This window comes from Ruminococcus turbiniformis (assembly GCF_020687545.1).
Classification (GTDB): Bacteria; Bacillota; Clostridia; order Lachnospirales; family Lachnospiraceae; genus Mediterraneibacter; species Mediterraneibacter turbiniformis.
Genome location: NZ_JAJEQX010000019.1, coordinates 1 through 24,272 on the forward strand (window position 1 = coordinate 1; position 24,272 = coordinate 24,272).

At 53.7% G+C, this 24,272-nt stretch carries 26 protein-coding genes and 1 riboswitch; of the genes, 2 read left to right on the top strand and 24 right to left on the bottom strand.

From position 1 onward, the window contains the following. Nucleotides 1–123: 123 nt before the first annotated feature. From LKD70_RS10925 to LKD70_RS11040, 24 genes are all read right to left on the bottom strand, one after another. On the bottom strand, nt 124–1,173 hold the full coding sequence (locus LKD70_RS10925; protein ID WP_227708065.1) for a pyridoxal phosphate-dependent aminotransferase: 1,050 nt from the start codon (nt 1,171–1,173) through the stop codon (nt 124–126). Between the two features lie 32 nt (nt 1,174–1,205). Then, nucleotides 1,206–2,204: an adenosylcobinamide-phosphate synthase CbiB gene (gene cbiB / locus LKD70_RS10930; protein ID WP_227708066.1), complete on the bottom strand. Its 999-nt coding sequence runs from the start codon at nt 2,202–2,204 to the stop codon at nt 1,206–1,208. Further along, nucleotides 2,192–3,145, bottom strand: a complete 954-nt coding sequence (locus tag LKD70_RS10935; protein ID WP_227708067.1) for a ketopantoate reductase family protein — start codon at nt 3,143–3,145, stop codon at nt 2,192–2,194. Before LKD70_RS10935 ends, cbiB begins: the two co-directional genes overlap by 13 nt. 71 nt (nt 3,146–3,216) lie before the next feature. Beyond that, on the bottom strand, nt 3,217–4,071 hold the full coding sequence (locus tag LKD70_RS10940) for an MBL fold metallo-hydrolase (RefSeq protein ID WP_227708068.1): 855 nt from the start codon (nt 4,069–4,071) through the stop codon (nt 3,217–3,219). 6 nt (nt 4,072–4,077) lie between these two features. Further along, nucleotides 4,078–5,469, bottom strand: coding sequence for a hypothetical protein (locus tag LKD70_RS10945; protein ID WP_227708069.1), 1,392 nt, complete (start codon nt 5,467–5,469; stop codon nt 4,078–4,080). A 6-nt stretch (nt 5,470–5,475) separates the two neighbouring features. Continuing rightward, complete coding sequence (locus LKD70_RS10950; protein WP_227708070.1) at nt 5,476–7,335, bottom strand: ATP-dependent nuclease; 1,860 nt, start codon at nt 7,333–7,335, stop codon at nt 5,476–5,478. A 3-nt stretch (nt 7,336–7,338) separates the two neighbouring features. Beyond that, the gene (locus LKD70_RS10955) at nt 7,339–7,875 is read right to left on the bottom strand and encodes a flavodoxin domain-containing protein (protein ID WP_227708071.1); all 537 of its coding nucleotides are present in this window, start codon (nt 7,873–7,875) and stop codon (nt 7,339–7,341) included. Then, entirely contained in the window at nt 7,872–8,459 is a 588-nt protein-coding gene (locus LKD70_RS10960; RefSeq protein WP_227708072.1) for a flavodoxin domain-containing protein, read from the bottom strand. Before LKD70_RS10960 ends, LKD70_RS10955 begins: the two co-directional genes overlap by 4 nt. Nucleotides 8,460–8,583: 124 nt before the next feature. Further along, nucleotides 8,584–9,273: a histidine phosphatase family protein gene (locus LKD70_RS10965; protein WP_227708073.1), complete on the bottom strand. Its 690-nt coding sequence runs from the start codon at nt 9,271–9,273 to the stop codon at nt 8,584–8,586. A 63-nt stretch (nt 9,274–9,336) separates the two neighbouring features. Continuing rightward, nucleotides 9,337–10,113 (bottom strand): adenosylcobinamide-GDP ribazoletransferase, encoded by a 777-nt coding sequence (locus LKD70_RS10970; protein WP_227708074.1) that lies wholly within the window; start codon nt 10,111–10,113, stop codon nt 9,337–9,339. Nucleotides 10,114–10,126: 13 nt separating this feature from the next. Then, complete coding sequence (gene cobT, locus LKD70_RS10975; RefSeq protein ID WP_227708075.1) at nt 10,127–11,197, bottom strand: nicotinate-nucleotide--dimethylbenzimidazole phosphoribosyltransferase; 1,071 nt, start codon at nt 11,195–11,197, stop codon at nt 10,127–10,129. Nucleotide 11,198: 1 nt separating this feature from the next. Continuing rightward, complete coding sequence (locus tag LKD70_RS10980) at nt 11,199–12,653, bottom strand: cobyrinate a,c-diamide synthase (RefSeq protein WP_227708076.1); 1,455 nt, start codon at nt 12,651–12,653, stop codon at nt 11,199–11,201. Next, on the bottom strand, nt 12,646–13,917 hold the full coding sequence (gene cbiE / locus LKD70_RS10985) for a precorrin-6y C5,15-methyltransferase (decarboxylating) subunit CbiE (RefSeq protein ID WP_227708077.1): 1,272 nt from the start codon (nt 13,915–13,917) through the stop codon (nt 12,646–12,648). Before cbiE ends, LKD70_RS10980 begins: the two co-directional genes overlap by 8 nt. Then, a complete protein-coding gene (gene cobJ, locus LKD70_RS10990; protein ID WP_227708078.1) occupies nt 13,910–14,641 on the bottom strand; it encodes a precorrin-3B C(17)-methyltransferase in 732 nt (243 codons plus the stop codon). The genes cbiE and cobJ overlap by 8 nt, the downstream gene beginning before the upstream one ends. Further along, complete coding sequence (gene cobM, locus LKD70_RS10995; protein WP_227708079.1) at nt 14,634–15,398, bottom strand: precorrin-4 C(11)-methyltransferase; 765 nt, start codon at nt 15,396–15,398, stop codon at nt 14,634–14,636. The genes cobJ and cobM overlap by 8 nt, the downstream gene beginning before the upstream one ends. Continuing rightward, the gene (locus LKD70_RS11000) at nt 15,395–16,174 is read right to left on the bottom strand and encodes a precorrin-2 C(20)-methyltransferase (protein WP_227708080.1); all 780 of its coding nucleotides are present in this window, start codon (nt 16,172–16,174) and stop codon (nt 15,395–15,397) included. The genes cobM and LKD70_RS11000 overlap by 4 nt, the downstream gene beginning before the upstream one ends. Then, nucleotides 16,171–17,358, bottom strand: coding sequence for a cobalt-precorrin-5B (C(1))-methyltransferase CbiD (gene cbiD / locus LKD70_RS11005; RefSeq protein WP_227708081.1), 1,188 nt, complete (start codon nt 17,356–17,358; stop codon nt 16,171–16,173). The genes LKD70_RS11000 and cbiD overlap by 4 nt, the downstream gene beginning before the upstream one ends. Nucleotides 17,359–17,375: 17 nt before the next feature. Beyond that, nucleotides 17,376–17,828, bottom strand: a complete 453-nt coding sequence (gene bcp / locus LKD70_RS11010) for a thioredoxin-dependent thiol peroxidase (protein WP_227708082.1) — start codon at nt 17,826–17,828, stop codon at nt 17,376–17,378. Nucleotides 17,829–17,861: 33 nt separating this feature from the next. Continuing rightward, nucleotides 17,862–18,632 (bottom strand): sirohydrochlorin cobaltochelatase, encoded by a 771-nt coding sequence (locus LKD70_RS11015; protein ID WP_227708083.1) that lies wholly within the window; start codon nt 18,630–18,632, stop codon nt 17,862–17,864. Nucleotides 18,633–18,711: 79 nt separating this feature from the next. After that, on the bottom strand, nt 18,712–19,560 hold the full coding sequence (locus LKD70_RS11020) for an energy-coupling factor ABC transporter ATP-binding protein (RefSeq protein ID WP_227708084.1): 849 nt from the start codon (nt 19,558–19,560) through the stop codon (nt 18,712–18,714). A 32-nt stretch (nt 19,561–19,592) separates the two neighbouring features. Then, nucleotides 19,593–20,357 (bottom strand): cobalt ECF transporter T component CbiQ, encoded by a 765-nt coding sequence (cbiQ, locus tag LKD70_RS11025; RefSeq protein WP_227708085.1) that lies wholly within the window; start codon nt 20,355–20,357, stop codon nt 19,593–19,595. Then, nucleotides 20,344–20,691, bottom strand: coding sequence for an energy-coupling factor ABC transporter substrate-binding protein (locus LKD70_RS11030; protein WP_227708086.1), 348 nt, complete (start codon nt 20,689–20,691; stop codon nt 20,344–20,346). Before LKD70_RS11030 ends, cbiQ begins: the two co-directional genes overlap by 14 nt. Before the next feature lies 1 nt (nt 20,692). Beyond that, nucleotides 20,693–21,457: an energy-coupling factor ABC transporter permease gene (locus LKD70_RS11035; RefSeq protein ID WP_227708087.1), complete on the bottom strand. Its 765-nt coding sequence runs from the start codon at nt 21,455–21,457 to the stop codon at nt 20,693–20,695. Between the two features lie 32 nt (nt 21,458–21,489). After that, nucleotides 21,490–21,680: riboswitch (cobalamin riboswitch) on the bottom strand. 44 nt (nt 21,681–21,724) lie between these two features. Further along, nucleotides 21,725–22,252 carry a cob(I)yrinic acid a,c-diamide adenosyltransferase gene (locus tag LKD70_RS11040; RefSeq protein ID WP_227708088.1) on the bottom strand — a complete coding sequence of 176 codons (528 nt, stop codon included), beginning with the start codon at nt 22,250–22,252 and terminating at the stop codon, nt 21,725–21,727. A gap of 324 nt (nt 22,253–22,576) precedes the next feature. Here LKD70_RS11040 and LKD70_RS11045 point away from each other — a divergent pair, with 324 nt between their 5' ends. Together LKD70_RS11045 and LKD70_RS11050 are read left to right on the top strand one after the other, a co-directional pair. Next, nucleotides 22,577–23,581 carry a PdxA family dehydrogenase gene (locus LKD70_RS11045; RefSeq protein WP_227708089.1) on the top strand — a complete coding sequence of 335 codons (1,005 nt, stop codon included), beginning with the start codon at nt 22,577–22,579 and terminating at the stop codon, nt 23,579–23,581. A 280-nt stretch (nt 23,582–23,861) separates the two neighbouring features. After that, nucleotides 23,862–24,233 (top strand): VOC family protein, encoded by a 372-nt coding sequence (locus tag LKD70_RS11050; protein WP_227708090.1) that lies wholly within the window; start codon nt 23,862–23,864, stop codon nt 24,231–24,233. The last annotated feature ends 39 nt before the right edge of the window (nt 24,234–24,272 follow it).

Genomic DNA, 24,272 nt, shown 5'->3' on the forward strand with positions numbered 1-24,272 from the left:
CTAATTTTTGAGTTTGGCTTGCGACACCATTCTCATTTTAGCATAGGAGGCTTTTTATTTATATCTTACACGCTCCTGCTTACTCCATTCTCCCCAGCATAGCTGGGGGATTAGACCTTTCATTCAAAACGTCAGAATGCTTTTAATCTCCCGGATCAGCCTCTCGTTCTCCTCCGCCGTACGCACGGCGATCCGGTACCACCCTTTCCCGAGTCCCCGGTAATCCGAACAGTCCCGGATGAGAATCCCGCGGCTCTCCAGAGCGTGAAACAGATCTTTATCGCTCCGAAAAAGAATGAAATTTGCGTCTGAAGAAACGAATTTAATTCCAATCTTCTGCAATTCTTCTTCCATGTGCCGCCGTTCTGTTCCAATCATCCGGGCCGTCCTCTCCACGCGTCCCGCCTCCGCATCCTCCAGCGCGGCAAGTCCTGCCTCCTGGGCGGGAACGGACACGCTCCACGGCTGGCGCACCTGAGAGATCTGCTCCAGCAGTCTCTCATCCGAGCTAACGCCGTATCCGAGACGCAGCCCCGGCATGGCGTGAATCTTCGTAAACGCCCGCAGGATAAAGAGCGTCCGGAAGCGGCCTGTCTCGCGGATCAGACTGCGTTTTTCCCCGTCCGGAAGAAATTCAAGGAAACATTCGTCCAGCACAAACCGGATTCCCAGTTCCTCACATCTTTCAGCCGTCCTCAGAAGAACTTCCCTTTCCGCTGCTCTTCCTGACGGGTTCGCCGGTGAGGCGAGAAACAGGATATCCGTCTCCCTGCTTAAGCGATCCGGAAAATGTTCGTCTATCGTAAACCCGTTCTCCCGCTTCGTCTCTTCATACTCCACGGTACATCCCGCCGTATTTAAAGCCTGCTCGTATTCCGAGAAGGCGGGAACCGGAAGAAGGGCTTTCTCCGGCTTCCCGGCAAGGGTGAGCGTATAGATCAGTTCCGCGGCTCCGTTTCCGAAGACCAGATGATCCGCCGGAACTTCCAATCGTTCCGCCAGACGCCTTCCAAGCGCCCGGCATCTGATGTCCGGATAGGCCGAAATGTTCGCGGCACTTCGCTTCACCGCTTCGATCACGCGCTCCGACGGCCCCATCGGATTGACATTGACTGAGAAATCCAGCATGTCCTTTTCATATGTATAAATGTCTCCTCCATGTCCGTACAACATGCCGTTCCTCCCTGAACCTTTTCATACCGTCTTTATACCGCCGCACAGATCAGCAGTTTCACAAGCCCGAAAAACAGGAGCACAAGGACTGAAGTCACATACATCAGCCGCCCGGCTCTTCTGATGTCTTCCGGCTCTACGGGACGCCGGTCATCCCCGATAAATTCCTTCTTATGCACCTTTCCGAAATAGACAGCGTCCCCTGCGAGCCGCACTCCGAGCGCGCCCGCACAGACCGATTCCGTCTGCGCCGAGTTCGGGCTTGCGTGTTTTCTCCTGTCTCTCTTCCAGATGTGTCCCGCGCCCTCTGCGTCCTGCCCGGTCAGAAACGCCGCCGCGATCATAAAGACAGCCGTAATCCGGGACGGGATGTAGTTGAACAGATCATCCATCTTCGCCGGAATCCGGCCGAAATACTCATATTTTTCATTCCGGTAGCCAAGCATGGAGTCCATCGTATTGACCGCCTTGTACAGAAATCCAAGCGGGGCGCCCCCGATTAAAAGAAAGAGAAGCGGGGCTGTCACCCCGTCGGACGTATTCTCCGCCACAGTCTCCACAGCCGCCTTTGTCACGCCCTCCGCGGTCAGGTTCTCCGTGTCCCGCCCGACGATCATGGACACGGCCTTTCTCGCCCCGTCTAAGTCGTTCTCTTTCAGTTTTTCATACACTTTCATGCTCTCGGACAGAAGACTTCTCGCCGCGACGATCTGGAAGCACCAGAAGGTCTCTGTCAGAAAATACACCGCCGGATGGATCCGGTACGCAGCCAGAAGAACCAGCGCCGGAACAGAGAATGAGAGCAGAACTGTCAGAATCCACAGGATTCCGCCTGCAAGAATCTGCATCCGCGCGGCGCTTTTTCCTTCTCCTGTACCTCTGCGCAGATGCCTTTCGAGAAACGCGGTCAGATTCCCGATGATCCGTACCGGATGGTACAGCCATGCCGGATCTCCGAAAAAGAAATCAAGAAGAAAGCCCGCTGCACAGGCCGCCAGAGAGAGCTGTGCGAGCTGCGTTATTTCTGACATTTTTTCTTCAGCCCTTCATACATTTTCTCGGACACAGGCATGTCAACCCCGTATTTTCTGCCCTCCCGGACAATATACCCGCTGAACGTATCAAGCTCCGCCTGCTTTCCTTCCCGGACGTCCCTCTGAAGAGAGCTTGTGGCGTCCTCTGCCAGTTCATAGTAAAACCGGTGTATCATCGCGTCGAGATGTTCCTGCGTGACTTTTACTCCCTTTTCCCTTGCGACCAGATATGCTTCCCCCAGAAGAGCTTCGTATTCCCTCGCTTTCACCGGATCGCTGCGAAGCTGCCCGATCGTGTTGTCGTAGTATGCACTGGCAACATTGTAGGCACAGTTCAGGATATATTTTCTCCATATCTCCCGCTGAATGTCATCCGCAGTCTTATGATCGATCCCCGCCCCGGAGAGAATCGCCGACACTTCCGAAATCTTTGCCCGCTGCTTCTCGTCCGCATTCTGAATCCCGATTCTCAAATTCGCGAAATCGCCCTGCTGGGTGATGGAAAAGTCCTCGTTCGCAAATGCAACGATATAGATCAGAGAATCCACAACAGTCCCTTTTCCGATGAGGCTTCGGATATGGTCTCCCGGATCCGCGCCGTTCATCACCGGTACGATCACCGTATTCTCAGATACCGCATGCTCCATCTCCCGGCACACTTCGTCCAGGGAATAGTTCTTCACACAGACAAAGATGCAGTCCTGCTCTTCCATCTCACTGACCGGAACAACATGTTCCGGATGCACACAGATCTCTCCGCTGTAATCACTGTGAAGGACAAGCCCGTGCTTGAGAATCGCCTCTCTCCTTGCCCCTCTCGCCGCCAGTGTCAGGTGGGGACATACTTTTCCCAGCATTCCCGCCAGGTATCCTCCCACTCCGCCGATCCCGACAACAGCGATTCTGCGGTTTAATAATTCCTTTTCTCTCTGTTCCATTATATTGTCTCTCCTTTGCTGTATCTCCATTTCACGGCATCCGTCCGCTCTCCCGGTTTCTGTCCGCCTTCTCACAGTTCAAATCTCATCCCGGAGCGCAGCCTCTTCACCCGTTCTCCCAGTTCATCCTTAAGGATCTCATATCCCTCCTGCCCGGTGCAGTGACCGGTGTACAGTATCGTGCTCCCTGTCTGCCGGAGCCCGCCGGCGAAATTCCTTATATAATTCTCAGATTTGTTGTACAGGTGGAAGCCGCCGATCAGCGCACGGACCGTCTGTCCCGGATATGCCGCCTGCACCTCCCGGATAACGTTGTCCGCTCCGGCGTGACAGCAGCTGTTGAACACGACAGGCCCCTCCGCGGTCTCAAATACGAGGCTCTGCTCATGGGCGAAGCAGTCAGTAACCCACCTGTTTCCTTCTCTTATATACATCTTCTCCCGCGCTCCCGCCTGAGCGAGTCCCGGCGTAGTATGGGGAAGGAGCCGTATCCCTTCACTGATCGTATAATCCCCTGAAACACGGATGATCCGTTCTCCGTACCGGTCGAAAAATCCTTTTCTGATCCCGATATATTTCATCCGTTCCCCGGACGTTTTGCTGTCGCTGATCCGGCAGCAGTTTTCCCCGCACGCTTCCCTGAGGTATAGTTTCGCCGTCCGGTTCCGCTCAAAAAATGTCTCCATCCCGTCCGCATGATCGTAATGTGCGTGGGAGAGAACCGCGGCGTCCACCTCTGCAAGGGAAGTGCCGAGTTCATCCGCATTGTCTGCAAAATGACCGGAGCCTCCCGCATCCAGCAGAACCTTCCGCTCTCCATATTCAATGTAGAAACTGAGCCCCCACTCGCTGTACAGGGGAGGGGTTCCCGTCCTGCGCGGAAGCCTCTCATTTCCGATATTATCGATCAGAACCGTCACTTTCATATTTCTTTATCTTCTTTTTCCTTTCTGTCTGTGTGATATAGCAAGAATCACAGCAGTGATCGCCGCAGCCCCCAGGAGTACGCTCACTGCCCCCGGAAATATCTGATCTTCCAAAACATGCGAAAGGAAACCGTCCTCCCCGGCTGCCTGCTCTGACTCACTCAGCGTAAATACAAACTCTCCTTCCGGAAGGGAATCAAACGAAAATGTATATCCTTCCTGCCTGGTCTCTCCCTCTCCCATATTGCTCTCCGTCATAAAATACGGCGTGTTCACCGATATCTCAAGTGTCCCGAACCCGTTCCACGTCTGGGCCGGTGAGAGAAGGTAAGTGTAGGTATATTCGGGCGTCTGATCCGCATCCTGCACAGCGGGATATACCGGAGCCTCCACCCGGTTCACAATCCGCTCTCCCGGCCCCAGGGTAATCTCATACTCATACCAGCGCATCAGGGAGTCCATTAGATACCGGCTGCTGCTGAAAAAGTCGCTCATAATCACGCCGCAGTCCTGCTCATATACAGTCAGAGCCTCCGTCACCGCATGGTAAAGATCCGTCTCATATGCTGGATCCGGTGAAGGGCAGATCATACGGACAAACTCTTCCATTGTAAGCTGTTCCGTCCCTGTAAGGAGCGCCTCCCCGTCAATGCGCTCCTCCATGGACCCGTCGCTGCAGAAGTACCATTCCGGCATTTCCCCGGGCTCTTCCCCCAGAACATAGACTGAGAGCGTCTCACCGTTCTGCGCCCATGCGCTGATCTCCGCCCCGTCCTCTTTCCGGGCATAACCCGACATGTTTTCAAAAAAGAGCTTTGTCCGGGTTCCGTCACCCCGGATCACTGCTCCCGCACTTGCCGCATCGTACTTCTCTTCGTCAATGCCGCTGATCTTATACGTGTACCGCACAACCGGAAGATCCGGGGAATAAAAGGAATCTCCGTCCGTCTCTGCGCGGAGTCTCTCAAGCCCCTTTTCCAGATCAAACTCCCCGCCTCCGGCCCACGTAAGGCGAAGCTTCTTTTCGATCGGAGCCCCGTTCACCGTAATCTCCAGATTCTCCGCGTCCGCCGCCGGGTATGCAGTCTCTGCCGCGTCGTCATAGGTATATCCATAATCCGGAGATTGTCCGAAAGGAAACATAAGCACCGCGCGCACCGTATCGTCCGACGGATTGTAAAACGTGTACTCGGCATTCACTCTTCCCGGATACGCAAGATATTCATCCAGACTTGAATAGTACATTTGAGGAAATTCCGAAATGTCAAAAGTCAGTTTTTCGTTTTCCACCACAACAGGGCAATCGCCGTCTCCCGAGACGACACCGTACGCGTCTGTCCCGCTCCAGTCCGACTGGGCTGAATTGGCGAATACCCTCATGATTCCGTACTTTTGCATAACGGATCACCCCCTCTTTCTCTTCCGGCTCTCAAAATAGAGAAACCGGTCGATGGAATCCAGTATATCCTGAAAATCCTCCCTCGGCGCCGCTTCAATATACTTTTCCAGTATCTCCCGCTCACACTCCCGGTATCTGCCGTAAAAGATATCGTACAGATTGTGGCCCCTCACATGGATTTTGATCTCCTCCATATGATCTCTCATGTCATCCGGCGACTCAAAGTCCCGGCCAAGCACCTGGATCAGTTTCTGTCCGCTTTTGAGACGGTGCAGATACTCCTGCCATTTTTCAAACAGGATCTCATAGAATCTCTCTTCCGACTCCACCACTTTGATCTGCGCCATCACTTTCGGATCAAGGAAATAGTTCTCAAAAGAATAGTATTTCAGAATCAGAACATTTTTCTCTGTCACCCGGGGCAGCCGGTCAATATCTTCCTCATCTCTCCGGGCATAATAGCTGCACAGCTGGTTTTTCAGCTCTTCACTGTCGCGCCCGTCCCCGTCCCGGATCATGAGGAAATTGTCTTTGATGTAAATCTGGTTCATATATTTCAGATTGGCATACGTCTTGATGTTCGTACAGCTGTTTGTCGTAATAATCGCGATCCGCGAAAGATTGCCTTCACTGTCAAACGTCTCGGAATAATATTTCCGAAGGAGAAGAGGCAGGCGGTTCTTGTCCTGTTTTCCCTCCACAATGAATACAAAGTTTACATTCATCAGATCATTTGCCGAATATCCCAGATCATCCAGCACGGCACTGATATCTGTCTTCTCCCTTACTGCCGGACGGCCGTCTTCATCCAGATAAACCTGACGGATCTGTCTGCTCGTAAAATTGGAGAGCAGATTCGGCGAGTGGGTGGAAAAGATCACCTGGCTCTTCCGCGAGAGACGGTAGAGGATGTCTCCGGAAACCTTCTGAAGTTTCGGATGGAGAAATATTTCCGGATCTTCAACAACGATCAGGTCTGCATTTCTGCGTCCCTTTTCCTCGTATGTCTCGAGGAGTGACAGCATATAGATGCTGCGCATTCCCTTTCCCATGTCAGAGACAGGACGTTTTGCCGCGCTTCCCGCCTGCTGTATCTCCGTGCGGACTGCAAGCGTATTTTCTATATCAAGATTGATGGAATAAACAATCCGGTCCCGTCCGCCGTTGCCGATGAAATTTTCGTTGACCCGCCGGGAAAACTCATCCAGATTCAGATTATACAGCTTGTATTCCAGAAGCTTTGCCGCCTCAAACGCGTTCAGCTCCTCTGTCGTTTTTTTCTGAATCAGGCCGATGCAGGAAAAACAGTGGTTGCACTCCTTCGCCATATCAAACATACAGCACCCGGCGCGCATCTGTTTGAGAAGATCATCTTCCTGCATGAGCAGAATATCCGCCTGAAACTTCTCAAGGTTTCTCTGCGTATCCATATAGTAAATATGGGGAATAATCTGCCGGATAAACCGGTTGTTCTTCTGAACGCCATCCCCGTACCGCCCGTGGCCTTCCCTGTTCACCGAATACTCGAAGGTCAGCTCTCCGTCTTTATAAGAAGGCAGCTTTTTCTGAAAATCTCTGTACCATGCCTCATATCTGCGGTAGGAACTCACCGCGCCGAACCTGTGGAAGCGACGCAGATCATCCTCCGTGATCTTCAGCGTCACCATAATCTCCACATTGGGATAGCTTTCCTGAAAATCCGCTTCCCTCACCTCATAGTCTCCGCCCACAGCGCGCAGGGCGTCGAGAACGGCGGTCTTCCCCGTATCGTTCTTTCCGACAAGTATAAGGGCATTCTCAATGTCCCGGATGTGCATATCTCTGATTGATTTAAAGTTCCGAATCCAAAGATCTGTAATCTGCATGCTTCAGTTATCTTTCTCCATCACATAATTGGTAAGCGGTTCAAGATATTCCGGATCTGTCCAGTCGCATTTCTTCCCGACAGCACTCATCAGAGCCCTCTCCCACGGTTCATACTCTGCCGGATCTTTCTTCGCCACCGCCTTCTGGAGGATTCTGCACAGGGTGCGGTCTTTAAAAGACATCGCCTCCTCATCCCATGCGCCTCTTCCGTAAAATACCGGGATCTCCTTCAGGCCTTCCTTCATGTTGTGTGCCGTCACTTCGTTCAGCGCCTTCTCATCAAAGGGAGACGCTCCCACACAGAAAACAGCTGTCCTTTTCCCCTTCAGCAGTCTCTGATTCTTCCGCAGAAATGCCAGTCCGGCAATGCCTGACGCATAGATTCCTCCGCAGAGCACAATTACTTCATGATCTCTGATCTGATCCGGCACCGCCTTTGCAGTCTGAACCGCGTCGAATCCGGTCTTATCACTGAGCCACTTTGCATATTTCTCTGCAGCGCCGTATTTTGACTGATAAAAAATAATGCCTCCGGTCATATTTCCCTCCCTGCAGCCTTTACTACTTCATCCAGACGGTCCATATCCATGAAATTCATATCAAACCACCGTGCCGCAAGGATCAGGCTTACGTCATCCCCGCGGAGTTCCTTCGGGATTCTGCTCAGCTGCATACCGAGGAACCTCATCATCAGCTTGTGTTTCAGACTCAGCTTCTTGTAGTCAAAGTTCCCTCTGAGATGAATGTACTCTGCGCGGCCGCGAAGCGCTTCGGGGAGCTGTCCTTCCACACTCTCCCTGATCTTCTCCGCCTTTCCTTCGCCCTCCGGGTTAAACATACCGACAGTAACGATGATGAGTTTTCTGCAGCGGTCTGCATCCAGCTTCTGCGCGGTCTCCTCCAGCCCAAGCGCGCGTTCCGAATAAAGCGCTCCCACGTAGATCACCGTATCATACTGCCCGGGATCTTTCACCGAGCTGTACCGTTCCGCCTTAAGGTTCATCCGCTCTGCCAGCGCCTCCGCATATTTCTTCGCAGAGCCGTACCTGCTTCCATATATAATCGCTGTTCCCATTCTCTCTTTCTCTCCTTTGTACTCCTCTGATTCCACACGCCTTTTCATACACTGACGCTGCTTTTATTATGCCAGAAATCACAGAAATTGTGAATACCGACATTCGCAGGAGCCACCCCTGGGGTTCTCTCCTCCCCGGGTTTCTGCCGTATCCGCACTGATATCTTCACTGTCAGCCGATTTTCGGGAGAGGACGGATATTTCTCAGCAGGCGGAGTCCGGAGCGCCATTCCTCCGGATGTACCTCCGCCACATATCCGCCTCCGTTTTCTGTCTGCCACCGGTAAAACTTCTCCCCGGCCTGCCCGCTGCCGTCTGTCCCTGATATTTCTTCCGCCAGGAAAGAGAGCGCCGCCATAATCGTCCCTCCGTGTACGGCAAAAGCCGCCGACTCCACTCCCTCGTCCAGCCATTTTTCAATCCAGCGTATCGTGCCCTTTACGCACCTCGCCCGGAATTCCGTCTGCGATTCCCCTCCCGGAAACGCCGTCATTCCCCCGGACTCCATCCATCGGATATATTCCGGTTCTTCTTTGAGTTCCTCGTACGTCTTCCTCTCATATGCTCCGAAATCGCATTCCCGGAGCATCTCTTCTGTCTGAATCTCCTGCCCCGGCCAGATCAGCTGCGCTGTCATAACACACCGCTTCATCGGGCTTGCAGTGATACGTTCTGCCGCGGGATAGACTCTGCCCCCTCTGCCGCTGTCACAAAATGCGTTCACCGCACGTTCTGACAGCGCCTCATCCGTTCTGCCGATATACTGTCTCTTTTCATTTCCCGGCGTGCTTAAATGCCGGACAAATATCACTTTCACCGAACCATCCCTCTCTGTAACACGCTTTTTGTACTCCACGCTCATGCGCCGGCGTCTGCCTCTGCCTTACCTGCATCACGCAGAACGGATCTCCGGGTTCCTATCCGATCATGCCATGCCGGTGAGGAAACCTGCCAGAACCACGCCCGCCAGCATGGCGAGCTCACATACCTGAAGGAAATATCCGGCCAGATCTCCTGTCGTCCCGCCGAACTCTTTCCCGCACAGCCTGTAATAGTAGAAAAAGACAAGCGCTGCTGCAAGAAGAGCTCCCGCCGCAGAAAAAACTGACAGGGAAAGCATGATTCCCGCACAGACACATACCCATATGATCAGCACCACCCGGACTCTTCCCCTGTGCGCGCCGTCCTGAAACGTCTTTAAAAGCCCGCTGTTTCTCGCCGCAGGGAAAGTCACAACCGAGATTCCGCTTAAAGACCGTGACAGCACATATGTACAGGCGATGACCGGCAGCATCTCTTTTGACACCTCACTCCACAGCGCAGCACTGGCGGTAAAATACACGCACAGCCCGATCACCGCGAAAGCCCCTGTATGGGTGTCTTTCAGTATGGACAGCTTCTTCTCCCGGTCGCCCCAGGAGCCCAGTGCATCCACAGTGTCCGCGTACCCGTCCAGATGAATCCCTCCCGTCACCGCTGCCGGAATCAGTGTCATCGCACCGGCAAAGAACAGACTCCCGGCGGATAAAACATCGAGAATCACCCACCCCGCAGCAAGCTGAATAATGCCGATTACCCCGCCGATTACCGGGAAAAAACACATAGCATACTTCATATTTTCTCCCGTCCACTCCACTCGCGGAGCCGGAATTTTAGAATACATGGATATGGCAATTGCAAATGAATTTAACAGTCGTCGCATTGTTTTCTTCTCTCTATTTCAGTTCTTCATACTGTTCCACGCTGATCTCCTCAAAGGTGGACATATTCTGGTACACGGACAGCCCCATTTCAAGGAGCGGCATGACCGCCACCGCGCCGGTCCCCTCTCCCAGATTCATTCCGCAGTCGATATACGGGGAGAGTCCAAGCTCCTTAAGGACCATCTCTCCTGCAGGTTCTTTCGAGCGGTGAGATGGAAGAATATAGTCCAGTGTATCCGGCGCCATGCGCACCGCGCAAAGGGCTGCCACAGAGGAGATGAATCCGTCAATCACTACAGGGATCCGGCAGAGCGCCCCTCCGAGGAACACGCCTGTGAGTCCGGCGATATCAAGACCGCCTACTTTCGAGAGCACATCTACCACATCCTCTCTGGCCGGGCCGTTCTTCCCGATTGCTTCCCGGATCACGCTTATTTTTCTTGCAAGCCCCTCTGAATCAAGTCCTGCTCCGCGGCCTGTAACTTCCGCCGGGTCCCTGTCAAGAAGCACGGAGGCTGCCGCGCTGCTTGTAGTTGTATTTCCGATTCCCATCTCCCCGGTAGCGAGAATACCGTACCCTTCCGCAGCGAGTTTCCTGACAATGCAGATCCCGGTAAGAACCGCCCGGGCCGCCTGTTCCCTTGTCATGGCGGGCCCGTTTTTCATATTTTCCGTCCCGTATGCCACCTTGTATTCCGGCACGGTCACACCGGGCACGTCCCTTGCCACTCCGATATCGACAGGGAAGAGATCCACCCCCGCTCTCTCGGCCATCAGACATGCGCTTGTCTCCCGGCGGGTGAAATTCTCCGTCACAATGGCAGTCACTTCCTGTCCGGTCTGAGTCACGCCTTCCGCCACCACGCCGTTGTCCGCGCACATGATGACAAGTCCTTTTTTCTCCAGAGAAAACTCCGCACTGCCGCGCATTCCCGCGATCTTAATGACAGCGTCCTCAAGCTTGCCGAGACTGTGCAGCGGTTTTGCCACCGTCCTCCAGCGCTCTTTCGCCCGCTCCATCGCCTCCCGGCCGGCAGGTTTTATCTGTTTTATCAGCTCTCTTAATTCTTCCTCCTGGCTCAACTCATATTCCTCCCTTTTTTTCGTTCCACTGTGCGCAGCTTTCTGCGAACCGCTCTGCAAACGCCGGAAGAGACGGCAGATACAGGTGAGGATATCCGGCAAAGAGATTTTTCTTAACATGGATGCACTTCCACTGTCTCCTGCCGTCCGGCTTCACTGCCAGACAGTCCCCTCCGCTGTCTGTGCTGTCCCAGTAGTGGAACTCGTGTCCCCTGATTTTCTCTCCGGGCAGGAGCCAGGGTGTCTCCTGCATTCCGCTCTCCTGTACGGCACTGACAGATATATAGCCAAATCTCACCAGTCTTCCGGCCGGATACGCGCGCCCCTTTATCAGTCCGGCCATCGGATACCTGTTTCCGTCCCCGTCTTCCAGTTCCTCGTGCAGATACATAAATCCCCCGCACTCTGCCAGACAGGGCATTCCGCTGTCCGCCTTTTTCCGGATATCCGCAAGCAGGGAGCCGTTTTCAGACAGCCGCTCTGCATAGAGTTCCGGATAGCCGCCGCCTAAGATCAGCCCGCAGACTCCATCCGGAAGCTTCTCATCCCTGAGGGGGCTGAAAAACACCGGCTCACATCCGCATCTTTCCAGCAGTTCCAGATTGTCCGGATAATAAAAGCAGAACGCCTCATCCCGCGCGACCGCCACGCGCACCATGATTTCATTCCTCCGGCCCTCACTGTTCTCCTGCGCTGACTGCTTTGCCCGTGCTGTCTGCACTGACTGCTTTGCCCGTGCTGTCTGCTCCGCCTTCCCTTCCCGGGCGCATTGAAGCAGCCGGTCAAGATCCACCGTGCGGGAAAGAATCTCCCCCGCCCGCTCCATCTGTTCTCTCAGATCCCGGATCTCCGCCGGCGTCACAAGCCCCAGATGCCGGCTTTCAAGGGCAAAAGCTCCGTCTTCCGGAAGATACCCGAGCACCGGGATCTCATACCCCATCCGCTTAAGCTCTTCCTCCAGCATCGTCTTCAGACGGGGATAGAGCATCCCGGATACCCGGTTTAGAAGAATCCCCCGGATATTGCTGTCTTTTCGGAATCCGCACATGCCGCTGACCGAAGCGGCAAGGGAAAGCGCAGCCCCTCTGCACGGGAGAACAAGGATCACAGGGAGGCCAAGCGTCCTCGCCACATCATAGGAACTGCCCCGGTCCGTATCGACAGACATGCCGTCATAATATCCCATAACGCCTTCCGTCACTGCAATATCCGCCCCCTGCACATGGCGGCGGTATGTATATGCAAGCTCCTCCGGGGAGGAAAAGAAAAGATCCAGATTCCGAGATTCCACCCCCAGCACTTCCCTATGGAACATCGGGTCAATATAATCCGGACCGCATTTCAGCCCGCGCACCTTAAGCCCGCGGCTTAAAAACGCCGACATCAGCGCGCAGGCCGCCGCTGTCTTTCCGCTCCCGCTGGCAGGAGCCGCAATCATAAATCCCGGGCTACTCATCGGCCTGTCTCTCCTTTTTCCCGTCCGGAACTCCTTTTCCCGCAGAGACAATATACACCGGGTTCTGCGCGGTCATCATATGATGGCTTCCCAGCTTTCTCGCCCTCGCCGCGCTGACACAGGTGATCTCCGGTTCTCTTAAGAGCCCCTCTTTTTCCGCTTCCATAATCTCTGCCATCGTGTCCAGCGAAATGGCGTTGATCACGATGCGGACGTCCGGATTCTTCTTCTGTACCGTTCTTAGAATCTCTTTTAAATTTCCTGCGCTGCCGCCGATAAACACATGGGTCGGCGGCTCCAGCTCCTGAAGTACATCCGGAGCCATTCCTTCCACGATGCGGATTCCGTCCGCTTTAAACTTCCTTCGGTTCTGCCTGAGCAGCTCCGCAGCCTCCGGATTTTTCTCCACCGCCCAGACACGGATCCGGCTGCCGCAGCGCGCCGCCTCCACAGAGACAGACCCGGTGCCCGCGCCGATGTCATAGACCACCGCGTCTTCCGTAAGCGAAAGCCGTGAAAGACTGACCGCGCGCACCTCTTCTTTCGTCATCGGGACATTTCCCCGGATGAACGCATCATCAGGAAGGTGGGGGGCGGCCCATTTCTCAGGCGCCGGGTTCCATATCATCGCCGCACAGAGCCCCTCCGCGTCAGACTCCTTAAGTTCTCCCGGTTTTCCGGCCAGAATTCTCTCGTCCGGATACGAAAGCCTGCTGCCGATACAGACCGTCACATGATCCATTCCATATTCCTTCAGTCTGCCAAGCATCTCTCTTCCTGAATCCCGTCCTCCGAGCAGCAGAAACGTCTTTGTATTTCTGCTGACAGTCTGGATAAAATCCGTCTCCTTCCCGTGAAGGCTCAAAAGGGCGGCGTCCTCCCACCCGGTTTTCAGCCTCGCGGCAAGAACAGCGACAGAGGAAAGACCCGGCATCACTTCAACTTCGATCCCTGCTTCCTCTTCTCTGAGCCGTTCTGTCAGCGCCTTCGCTCCGCTGTAAAATCCGGTGTCTCCGGAGAGAAGCACCGCAATATTTTTCCATTCTTTCCTGTTCTGTATATACCCGCAGATCCGTCCTGCGTCATATTCCACGAAAACCGGAACTCCCGCTGCCAGACCCGCCTCTTTCGCAAGCTCGGTCATGCGCTGCGCCCCGATCAGGCAGTCGCACTTCCTGATCCGCTCTTTCGCCTGGCAGGTAAGCATGTCCGGCGCTCCCGGGCCGATTCCGATCAGTGATACTCTCTGTTTTTCCTCAGACATCTTTATATCCTCTCGGCGTCACCATCCTGCCGTTTAACTCCTTTGTATTCGAGTTTCCGACAAACACCGTCGTAAACATATCCGCTTTCGTCTCTCTTAACTCTTCCAGAGAGAGAACCGAGTATGCCTCCCCCTCTCTTCCGATATTTCTCACCGTGCCGCATACTGTATCCGGGCTGCGGTATTGTAAAATGATCCCGCATGCTCTCGCAAGGTAATCCGCCCGCTTTCTGCTGGCCGGATTGTACAGGCAGATCACAAAGTCCGCCTCCGCGGCAGCTCTTAATCTCTGCTCGATAGTCTCCCAGGGCGTCAGAAGATCACTCAGGCTGATCACCGCAAAATCATGCATCAGCGGCGCCCCGAGCACCGCTGCGCCGCCGGACGCCGCCGTAATTCCCGGAACAATCTCAACCTCTGTCTTAGGATAGTCCTTCCCGATCTCGAGAATCAGCCCGGCCATGCCGTAAATGCCTGCGTCGCCGCTGCACACCATGGCCACGTCATTTCCCTTTTCCGCTTGCTCAAATGCCATCCGGCACCGCTCCGTCTCTTTTCGCATGGGGGTGCTCAGGTATCGCTTGTCCGGATAGTCTTCCCGGATCAGATCGATATACACTGTATAACCCACAATCACGGGGCAGTGCTCCAGCACTTTCCGCGCTTTCTGCGTCATCTGGTCCGCGGCTCCAGGCCCCAGCCCTGTCACATATATTTTACCCATCTGTCCGATCCCCCTTCCGAAATCCGGTGGTAAAGGATGGATCGTAGAGCTTCGACCGCTCATACTCTCCTTCCAGCACCCGGCCCACCACGATCAGTGCGGTCTTTGTCACACCTGCCTCTTCTGCCGTCTGCGCAAGCGTTCCGACCGTACACCGGAGCACCTTCTCATCCGGCCACGTCGCCTTGTACACGACCGCTGCCGGGGTGCCCGGGGCATATCCTCCCAGAATCAGTTCCTCTGAGAGTTTTTCAAGCATTCCGGCGCTCAAAAATACCGTCATCGTGGCCTGATGTGCGGCAAAGCTCCGGATCGACTCCCGCTCCGGGACAGGCGTCCGCCCCGCCATCCTTGTAATTACAACGGACTGGGAGACACCGGGCAGCGTGTACTCTGCATGAAGCGCGGAAGCCGCGCCGCAGAACGAGCTGACCCCGGGGCACACCTCATAGGCGATTTCCCGCTGTTCCAGCGCGTCCATCTGTTCCCGTATCGCCCCGTAAAGGCACGGATCTCCCGTGTGAAGGCGGACAGTCTCTTTTCCCTGCGCCTCTCCCTGCACCATTACGTCCAGCACTTCCTCCAGTGTCATCTTCGCACTGTTGTAAATCCTGCAATCTTCCCGGCATACCGACAGAAGTCCCGGATTCACAAGAGAGCCGGCATAGATAACGATATCCGCCTTCTTTAAAAGATTCTGTCCTCTCACTGTAATGAGATCTTCCGCTCCCGGTCCCGCTCCGACAAATGTGATCACCTGACATTTCCTCCTCTTCCGCTCTTTTTCTCTTTCACAATCAGAAGGGAATAATATCCCGCCTCATCCGGAATCTCCTCCGCAGATGAGAAGATACGTTCCCCGTCCATTCCGCAGTTTTCCACCATCACAGCGTCCATCTCTTTTCTCTTAAGCAGCTCTCTGACCACGCCGATTTTTCTGCCGGCCTTCATAAGCACCTTTGTGCCGGAGAGCTTCAGACTCTCTTCCACATCGTAGGCAGCCGGCAGGATATGAAGCTCCTGACGGTTCTCCGCAAGGGGAATGTCCAGGCGGGCCGCCGCTGCGCAGAAAGACGGAATCCCCGGCACAATCTCTGTCCGGTATTCCATCCGTTTCAGCCGCTTCAGCACATACATGCAGGTCGAGTATACGGTCGGGTCGCCAAGTGTCAGGAAGACCACAGCCTTCCCTTCCTCAAGAAGAGCAGACACAGCCTCCGCGTCTCTGTCATGGAGCGCTTTCAGCCGTTCCCCGTCCCGGATCATCGGCATCGGAAGATAGATCCTCTCCTTCTCCTGCGCCTCCGGGCAGGCCTGTACCGCGATCTGATACGCCACACATTTCTCCATGTATTTCCTGTACACCGGATGTTCTTCTCTCTCTGTCAGGCGCTCATACACCGGCTCTTTCAGCGACTCGTCCGACACCGGAACCGCGATCACCGCGCACTGCCGGATTGCGTTCACCGCCTTGATTGTCATAAGTTCCGGATCTCCCGGCCCTACGCCTACTCCCGTAAATATTCCGCTCATGCTCTGCCCGCTCCTTCTTCTGTCTTCTTTTTCTGATCTTTCTGCTCTTTCCGGATCAGAGGGAGCAGCTTTTCCGCCTCCGCTGCCCGGATCAGGATTCCTTCGGACTCCGAAAATACGAGAGCGCCGATTGTCAGGCCGCTTCCGGCTCTCTGTTTTAAATAAAATCCGATCCTCTCTCCCACCGTCTCCATAACCGGCTCCAGCAGATGACGTTCTTTCAGAATGCCGACCGCCTGGGAAGTGTTGATGCATTCCATAATCCGCCGCACCGTGTCCGTATCCGCCCCGGCCATGGCAGCGTGGGCGGAGAGCACTTCCATCCTGCAGTCCGCCTGGGCGGAATGGGTATTCATCACTCCTGCCGCAAGTTTGACAAATTTCCCGATATGGCCGATCAGAAGCAGCCCGCTCATTCCCAGATATTTCGCATCGTCAATGGTCTCTCCGATATAGTTGCTGCACTTTACCGCCTGCCCCGCATCCAGGCCAAGTCTGTCCCTTAAGAAATCGCTTCCGTAGTTTCCCGGAACCGCACAGCAGCAGCGCCTCCCCTCATCCTTTAACATCTTCATTTCCAGGTAAATCGTGTCTGTGAGCGCCTTTTCACTCATCGGCTCCACAATTCCCGTCGTCCCGAGCACCGAGAGTCCTCCCTCGATTCCAAGCCGGGAATTCATCGTCTTCTCTGCGGTCTTTTCCCCGTCCGGGATGAATATGGTCACTTTCACAGTGCCGCAGAATCCGTACTGCCCGCATATCTCTCTGACCGCTTCTCTGATCATACGGCGGGGCACACGGTTGATGGCCGCCTGGCCCACCTTTTGTTCCAGTCCCGCCCTCGTCACGCGCCCGACGCCGGCGCCCCCGTCGAGAAGAACAGCCGGAGAATTTCCGTCAGGGGAGACTTTCTCCACACGGGCAAAGATCAGAAGCCCGTCCGTCACATCCGGATCATCCCCGCTGTATTTCCGGACTGCACACTGTACATACCCGGATGTCCGCTCTGTCTCCTCCACGTCGAGATACAGTTCGATCCCCTTCGGCGTCATAAGCCGCACATGCCGGACCTCCGTCTCTGAGAAAAGCATCTGCGCGGCTGCCTTCGCCGCAGCTGCAGCGCAGCTCCCCGTCGTGTATCCGAGCCGGAGCCCGGACCTTGTCCTTCCAATCTCCGGAGCCATCTCTGCATTTCTCCTCTCTACAGTTCTCCCAGCATCTGCGCCGGATTGTCCGCCGCCTTCACTTTTCCGAACGCCTTAACGATAATCCCCTCTTCATCGATGAGATACGTCGTTCTCACTACACCCATCGTCTTTCTGCCGTACATATTTTTTTCCTTCCACACGTCGTACGCCTGAATGCATGTCAGTTCTGTGTCGGAGAGAAGGGTAAACGGAAGTCCGTACTTCTCCTCAAACTTCTTGTGGGAAGCAACGCTGTCTTTGCTCACGCCGAGCACGACCGCCCCTTTTTCCATGAACTGGGGATACAGCTCCCCGAATCCGCACGCCTGCTTTGTGCATCCCGGCGTATTGTCCTTCGGGTAAAAATACAGGACAACTTTCTTTCCTCTGTACTCCTCAAGTGTGTGCATGTCTCCGTTCTGGTCCGGCAGCGAAAATGCCGGTGCTTTTGTTCCGATTTCAAGCATGTTTTCTTCCTCCTTTTGCTTTCTTTGTACGTTTCAGACAGCCGCAGCTTCGATATGCTCTTCCAGTATTTTCCGGATTCCCTCAAACTCTCCGAGCCCCTTCATGATAACCCGAACCTCGTAGCCCTCTTCCTCCAGCTCGCTCTTCCAGGAATCTTCTTCCCCTGCCATGTCGTTTTTCGCGTGGTCTCCCGCCACAAACATAAACGGCATCAGGGCGACTTTCTTCTCTCCGGTGATGGCGAGTTTTGCCATCACATTTCTGAGCTCCGGGAAACTCTCCACCGTCCCCACAAGCACCTGGCTGTAGCCGAGAGCATGGAACGTATACTCCAGTGTCGGATAGGCGGAATTTGCATGATGGTCTGTTCCGTGTCCCATGAGCACAAGCATCTCCCCATCTGCAAGAGGCGTCTCCGCCATCACTGCGTGAATGGATTTCTTATAGTCGTCCACACTGCTAAGAAGCGGTTTTCCCACACGGATCCTGCGGAACAGTGACATATTTTCCATAAGGTCTGCCATCATCCGGTCATTTTCAATCCCGTTTATGATGTGCGTCGGCTGGACGATCACGTCCTCAATGCCGTCCCCCGCCATCCGGCGCATAGCCTCCTCCACGGTATCGATCTCAATCCCGTTCACGCTCTTCAGTTTCCGGATAATCATCCGGCTCGTGAAAGCGCGGTACACCGGACATTCCGGGAATTTCGCCGCGATATCTTTCTCCATCACCGCGATTGTCTTCTCCATTGTATCAAGGTGGCTCGTCCCGAAACTCACCACAAGAATTCCTTTTTTCATTCCGTCTCCTTCCTGCTGCCGGACGCTGCTCGTTTAAGAAGCCTCCGCAGTCTTCCCCTTTCCTGTCAGCCGCTTTCTGTCATCCTCTCGCTATAAGAGCTTCCAGCTCTTCGATGCTTTTCGGCGGTTTCTCCCGGAGCTCAATGAATCCTTTTTCCGCCATCTTTTCGTAAAGTCTGAGCACGGCAGGCCTGACAAGCCCCGCGGCTTTCAGAAGCGCTTCATCCGAACACACTTCCTCCGGCGTCCCCTCTTTCAGAATACGCCCGTTTTTCATGAGAACAATCTGATCCGCCCACCGGTATGCATAGTCGATATCGTGGGTCGCCATAAGCACAGTGATTCTTCTCTTTGTCAGATCTTCCACAATCCGGTGCACCTTTTCCGTGTGAGTTACATCCAGCGCCGCGGCAGGCTCATCGAGAATCATCACCTCCGGATGCATCACGAGAATGTCCGCGATAGCCACCTGTTTTTTCTGCCCTCCGCTCAAAGCATGGGCCGGCCGGTCCCGAAACGGCGTGATATCCAGCTCCTCCATCACCCGCTCCACCTCCCGGCGGGCGGTCTGTTCCTCCACACCCAGATTCATAATTCCAAATGAGATCTCCTGATATACGCTTGCCAGAAAGAGCTGGCTGTCCGGCTCCTGAAAGACAATCCCCACCTTTTTTCTCACGTCGAGCAGGCCTTTTCTCGTGTAGGTGATCTTTTCTCCGCCGATAGATATTTCCCCGGAATCCGGCCTGTGTATCCCGTTCAGGCAGAGGAAAAGCGTGGACTTTCCGGAGCCGTTGTCACCCATGAAAGCCACTTTATTTCCTTTTTCAATTTTAAGATTTACGCCGTCCAGAGCTTTTATCCCGCTGCCCTCGTACGTGTAGGAAAGACCGGCAAGCTCCACGGCAGGCTTTTTTCCCTGATTCATCTATTATACTCCATCTTCTGAAAATCATCTACTCATGTCAGCAGGGTCAGAGCGATCAGTATGGTTTCAAAGGCGGCGATTCCCGCAATCTCCCGCTTTCTCGCCGGATGTTCCTCTGCAAGCACGCGCAGCTCTCCGTCATAACAGCGCGACTCCATCGCATCATAGAGTGCATTCGCCCGTTTCATGGCCCGGATAAACAGTGCGGACGCCATGCCGCCGAATGACCGCACTCTTACGGCAAAGTTCCGGTTTCCCAGCCTTGACTCCTGGGCAGTCATAATCGCAGACGCCGTCTCAAGCAGTATAAAGAGAAAACGGTAGATCAGCATCATCAATTCGATCAGAAGAGACGGCAGATGCATCCTGCGAAGCACCCCGAGTATATCCGTCATCGTCGTGTTCAGCGACAGAAAGTAAAGGCATGACACGGAGGCAAATGCAGTGGCGCACAGATTCAGCCCCCAGAGGATGGACGCCCTGCTTCCGGTGAGATACCATTCTCCCACGGAGAGGGCGAACGCATCCATCGGGTTTCGGGACAGATTCACAATGACCGCCGCCGTCCCGACGATAAGAAACACTGCCGGAACAAGGAGCAGCCTGAGATAGCGCAGAAGGGGAATTTTCCCCTTCCATACCGTCAGAACACCGTTTGCCGCAAACGCAAACACCGCTGCCGTCCACGAACGCCCTGCAACGCAGATGCACAGAGTCAGTACGGCATACACGAACTTCTCCGCAGCATTTGCATAACGCAGAGCGGACTGGCAGCACAGTTTGTCAATGGACAGCATCCGGCGCTCCTTCCTCCGCCTCTTTTCCGGTCAGTTTCATCCACTTTTTTCTCTCCACAAATCTTCCCATAAAGAATGCGATCACGCCCACGCCGATTCCGGTCTGAACGCAAAATATCAGGCTCTCCACCTCGCCCGGAATTTCTCCTCCGAGGGCTGTTTCCAGCACAGGCGTAAACCAGGGTTCATATTCCCCGTGTATCTCTTCCACCATTACGCTTCCCGCGTCGTCCGATCCGCCAAACTCCGCTCCTTTTAAGGCGAAAAGAGGGATAAGGGCGATCAGCACGGCGGCCGCGAGAAGCAGAATCACTGTTCTTGTATTTTTGGACATCTCAGTATACCTCCTTCTTTCCGCTTAAAAATCCGATACTTCTAAGTTCCGGCACCGCGTACGTCTCCATCCCGATCACAATCACAACTGTCAGTATTCCTTCAATCACGGCGAGAGGCAGCTGAGTCGGCGCGAACACCCCGAGGAATTTCACAGCGGAGGCCGCCACGCCTCCTGCCTCGGACGGGTAAGCAAGCGCCAGCTGCACACTGGTCACACAGTATGTAAAAAGGTCGCCCGCACATGCGGCAAGAAAGACTCCGACTCTTCTGTTTACTTTTGTTTTTTCACACAGTTTATAGATTCCGTAAGAGACAAGAGGCCCTGCAATCGCCATGGAAAACGTGTTCGCCCCGAGCGTCGTCAGACCGCCGTGGGCTAAAAGCACAGCCTGAAAAATCAGAACGATAATTCCAAGCACACTGACGGCTGCCGGGCCGAAAAGGATTGCCCCAAGTCCCGTTCCCGTCATGTGTGAACAGCTCCCCGTGACAGACGGAATCTTCAGTGAAGATATCACGAAGATAAACGCGCCTGACATGGCGATCAGTGTTAAATTTCTCCGGTTTTCTCTTGTCTTGTTCCTCAGTGAGATAAATCCTGCAATCAGAAACGGCAGGCAGACGACTCCCCACGCCACGCAGTAACCCGCGGGCAGGTAGCCTTCCATGATGTGCATCGCATTGGATACAGGTGCGACGGCAAACATTGCAGCGAATGCAATGGACGCCTTCAACAGTAACTTTTCTTTTTTTGTTTTTGGCATTTTTTCTCTCCTTTTGATTATATTCCCGTAATCCCCAGATCCATTTAAAAGTGAATATTCTGACTTAGGCATCAACGCAGACGCTTCGCCTTCCCACAGTCTTATGGACCGCAGTGACATTATGAAACGCCGCTCCTCCAATACAGCAACGGGTATTGTGCAGGATTCTCACCTGACTTCCTCATGACCTGTCGGTCATTGATCTTTTAAATGTATGCCGGATCTGGTCTGCAAACCGGCCCTTGCGGGCCGGGAAGCATGCTTGTCCTAGTATTCAATCCCTCTTCTCGCCGGAATCCCCCGGTCAAAGGGATGTTTCACCTTGCGGATTTCCGAGACATAATCCGCAAGATCCAGAAGTTCATCGGAAGGATTCCGCCCGGTGAGGACAACCTCCAGTCTCTCCGGCTTCTCTTTCAGAAAACGGAGCGCCTCCTCCCGGCCGATCAGCCCGTAATTATACGCAGCCATGAACTCATCCATGACAAGTATATCATAAACATCCCCCGCAGTCATCCCACAGATCTGTTCCCACAGATCCCGGTACATCCTCCTCACTTCCTCTTTTTCTCTGTCCGTAAGCGTCTGAAAAAAGCCGTAGGATTTATTCAGATGAAGTACTTCAATCTCCGGGACAGCATCCAGGATTTTCAGTTCTCCCGACTCTTCATTCTTGAGAAAACGGGCAAACAGCGTTTTCCTCCCGCATCCCGCCGCTCTCACGGCAAGCCCGATGGCCGCAGACGTCTTTCCCTTTCCGTCCCCGCAGTATATATGGATCAGTCCATTCCTCATCGCAATGATTCCTCCTTTTGTCACGTTCATGCAGACTGGCTCTGTCAGTTGTTCTGTACTTGTGAAACAGTATAACACAGCCTTCTGAAACTGCAACTAAAAAGCGTTGCTTTTTTTGTTTCATAATGTTTCATTTTGTTTTATGAAACATTATGTTTCACATATTTCATATCGTTCTTGCCAATACGAGATCATTTTAGTATCATATTTACAGAGCCATCTGACCTTATCACAATTTTAGCACGAATTTCAGTCATTCAGATGCAGTTGGCACAACAATTGCTTATATTTTTTTATTAAAAGCACAAAAAAGGAGAGATGAGTATGAACACGAAACCAGTACTTGGAATTATGCTTGGTGACGCTGCCGGTGTCGGACCGGAGATCATAGCAAAAGTCGCTGCAAGCGGATTCCTCACAGAACAGTGTGATCCGATTATTATCGGAGACGTTCGCGTACTTGAGCGCGCCCTTAATGTCACAGGGGGAAATGTTGCACTTCAGGTGATCGACAATGTGGACGACGCAGACTGGTCTAAAGGAATCCCGGTTCTCGACCGCAAAAATCTTGATCCTGAGAAAGTTCCTTTCGGCACACAGACAACAGAGAGCGGTGCCGCATGTCTGGACATGCTTGACACAGGAATCGATCTGTATCAGAAAGGCAAAATCGAAGGCTTCTGCTTTGCACCGCTTAACAAAGCAGGCATGAAAGCCGCAGGATGCCACTATGAGAGCGAGCATCACTACATGGCGCACCTGTTAAACCACACAGATCCGTTCGGTGAGATCAACGTTTGCGAAAACGTATGGACAACAAGAACAACAAGCCACATCCCGATCAGCGAGGTCAGCAACAATCTTACACTCGAGAGCATCGGAAGAGCAATCCGCCTTTCCAACTACACACTGAAAAATGCGGGAATCGAAAAACCGAGAATCGCTGTAGCAGCTCTGAATCCTCACGCAGGTGAAAACGGAACATGCGGACGCGAGGAGATCGACGTAATCAAACCGGCAATTGAGGCTGCAAGAGAAAACGGCATCGACGCCAACGGCCCGTTCCCGTCAGATATCCTTTTCATCAAGGCATTCCGCGGCGATTACGACGGAGTTGTGACAATGTATCATGATCAGGGACAGATCGCTCTTAAGTTAAGAGGATTCGATCAGGGAATTACAATCGCAGGAGGATTCAAGCCTCCGATCGTGACATGCGGACACGGAACAGCTTACGACATCGCAGGAAAGAATATCGTAAAGACATCCGCATTTGAAAACGCTGTCAAGATGGCCGTAAGAATGGCAAACGCAGCGAGAAACAAATAAGAAAAAGTCACCAGACCCAATCATACATATCCCGGCCCCAGGGAAACCAGGGAACCGGGACCGCTCCGGGACAGGAGGGCAAAACGCCCTCCTGTCTCTGTCTTTTTGCCCTCCTGCCTTTTCCACTCCTCTCTCTTCGCTCTTTCCGCTTTGTCTATCCGCCGCCCATACGAACTTTCTCTTTCCCGCCGCCGGCAAAGATGCTATACTGATTTTGCCGCCGATCCGTCAGCGGCATTATAATCACCCATAAAACCTCAGGATTAAGGAGACACTGTTTATGAAATTTACATTTGCACACAACAATCTGAACGTCTATGACCTGCAAAAATCGCTTGCGTTCTACAAAGAAGCGCTCGGCCTCACCGTAACCCGCACAAAAGAAGCAGATGACGGCAGTTTCACGCTTGTGTATCTGGGAGACGGCACAACACCGCACCTTCTCGAGCTCACATGGCTCCGTGACATGAACCGTCCCTACGATCTCGGCGACAATGAGATCCATCTCGCCTTTGAGGCCGATGATTTCGATGCCGCTTTTGCGAAACACAAAGAGATGGGCTGCGTCTGCTTTGAGAACCCGAAAATGGGGATTTACTTTATCTCTGATCCCGACGGGTACTGGCTGGAGATTGTGCCGGCGAAAAACTAAGGGACCGGCACGTTCATTTTTAAATTAATGGAGCGGCAC

Excerpts from the sequence above, each read along its gene's own strand:
- LKD70_RS10980 (WP_227708076.1), bottom strand. The coding sequence starts at position 12,653 with ATGAGTAGCCCGGGATTTATGATTGCGGCTCCTGCCAGCGGGAGCGGA.
- cobJ (WP_227708078.1), bottom strand. The coding sequence starts at position 14,641 with ATGGGTAAAATATATGTGACAGGGCTGGGGCCTGGAGCCGCGGACCAG.
- LKD70_RS11040 (WP_227708088.1), bottom strand. The coding sequence starts at position 22,252 with ATGAGGAATGGACTGATCCATATATACTGCGGGGACGGAAAGGGAAAG.
- LKD70_RS10945 (WP_227708069.1), bottom strand. The coding sequence starts at position 5,469 with ATGCAAAAGTACGGAATCATGAGGGTATTCGCCAATTCAGCCCAGTCG.
- LKD70_RS10925 (WP_227708065.1), bottom strand. The coding sequence starts at position 1,173 with ATGTTGTACGGACATGGAGGAGACATTTATACATATGAAAAGGACATG.
- LKD70_RS10965 (WP_227708073.1), bottom strand. The coding sequence starts at position 9,273 with ATGAGCGTGGAGTACAAAAAGCGTGTTACAGAGAGGGATGGTTCGGTG.
- LKD70_RS11020 (WP_227708084.1), bottom strand. The coding sequence starts at position 19,560 with ATGAATCAGGGAAAAAAGCCTGCCGTGGAGCTTGCCGGTCTTTCCTAC.
- LKD70_RS11050 (WP_227708090.1), top strand. The coding sequence starts at position 23,862 with ATGAAATTTACATTTGCACACAACAATCTGAACGTCTATGACCTGCAA.
- LKD70_RS10960 (WP_227708072.1), bottom strand. The coding sequence starts at position 8,459 with ATGAAAAGGCGTGTGGAATCAGAGGAGTACAAAGGAGAGAAAGAGAGA.
- LKD70_RS11015 (WP_227708083.1), bottom strand. The coding sequence starts at position 18,632 with ATGAAAAAAGGAATTCTTGTGGTGAGTTTCGGGACGAGCCACCTTGAT.
- LKD70_RS11000 (WP_227708080.1), bottom strand. The coding sequence starts at position 16,174 with ATGAGCGGAATATTTACGGGAGTAGGCGTAGGGCCGGGAGATCCGGAA.
- LKD70_RS10970 (WP_227708074.1), bottom strand. The coding sequence starts at position 10,113 with ATGCGACGACTGTTAAATTCATTTGCAATTGCCATATCCATGTATTCT.
- LKD70_RS10955 (WP_227708071.1), bottom strand. The coding sequence starts at position 7,875 with ATGACCGGAGGCATTATTTTTTATCAGTCAAAATACGGCGCTGCAGAG.
- cbiD (WP_227708081.1), bottom strand. The coding sequence starts at position 17,358 with ATGGCTCCGGAGATTGGAAGGACAAGGTCCGGGCTCCGGCTCGGATAC.
- cbiB (WP_227708066.1), bottom strand. The coding sequence starts at position 2,204 with ATGTCAGAAATAACGCAGCTCGCACAGCTCTCTCTGGCGGCCTGTGCA.
- LKD70_RS11045 (WP_227708089.1), top strand. The coding sequence starts at position 22,577 with ATGAACACGAAACCAGTACTTGGAATTATGCTTGGTGACGCTGCCGGT.
- LKD70_RS11030 (WP_227708086.1), bottom strand. The coding sequence starts at position 20,691 with ATGTCCAAAAATACAAGAACAGTGATTCTGCTTCTCGCGGCCGCCGTG.
- cbiE (WP_227708077.1), bottom strand. The coding sequence starts at position 13,917 with ATGTCTGAGGAAAAACAGAGAGTATCACTGATCGGAATCGGCCCGGGA.
- bcp (WP_227708082.1), bottom strand. The coding sequence starts at position 17,828 with ATGCTTGAAATCGGAACAAAAGCACCGGCATTTTCGCTGCCGGACCAG.
- LKD70_RS10935 (WP_227708067.1), bottom strand. The coding sequence starts at position 3,145 with ATGGAACAGAGAGAAAAGGAATTATTAAACCGCAGAATCGCTGTTGTC.
- LKD70_RS11035 (WP_227708087.1), bottom strand. The coding sequence starts at position 21,457 with ATGCCAAAAACAAAAAAAGAAAAGTTACTGTTGAAGGCGTCCATTGCA.
- cbiQ (WP_227708085.1), bottom strand. The coding sequence starts at position 20,357 with ATGCTGTCCATTGACAAACTGTGCTGCCAGTCCGCTCTGCGTTATGCA.
- LKD70_RS10950 (WP_227708070.1), bottom strand. The coding sequence starts at position 7,335 with ATGCAGATTACAGATCTTTGGATTCGGAACTTTAAATCAATCAGAGAT.
- LKD70_RS10940 (WP_227708068.1), bottom strand. The coding sequence starts at position 4,071 with ATGAAAGTGACGGTTCTGATCGATAATATCGGAAATGAGAGGCTTCCG.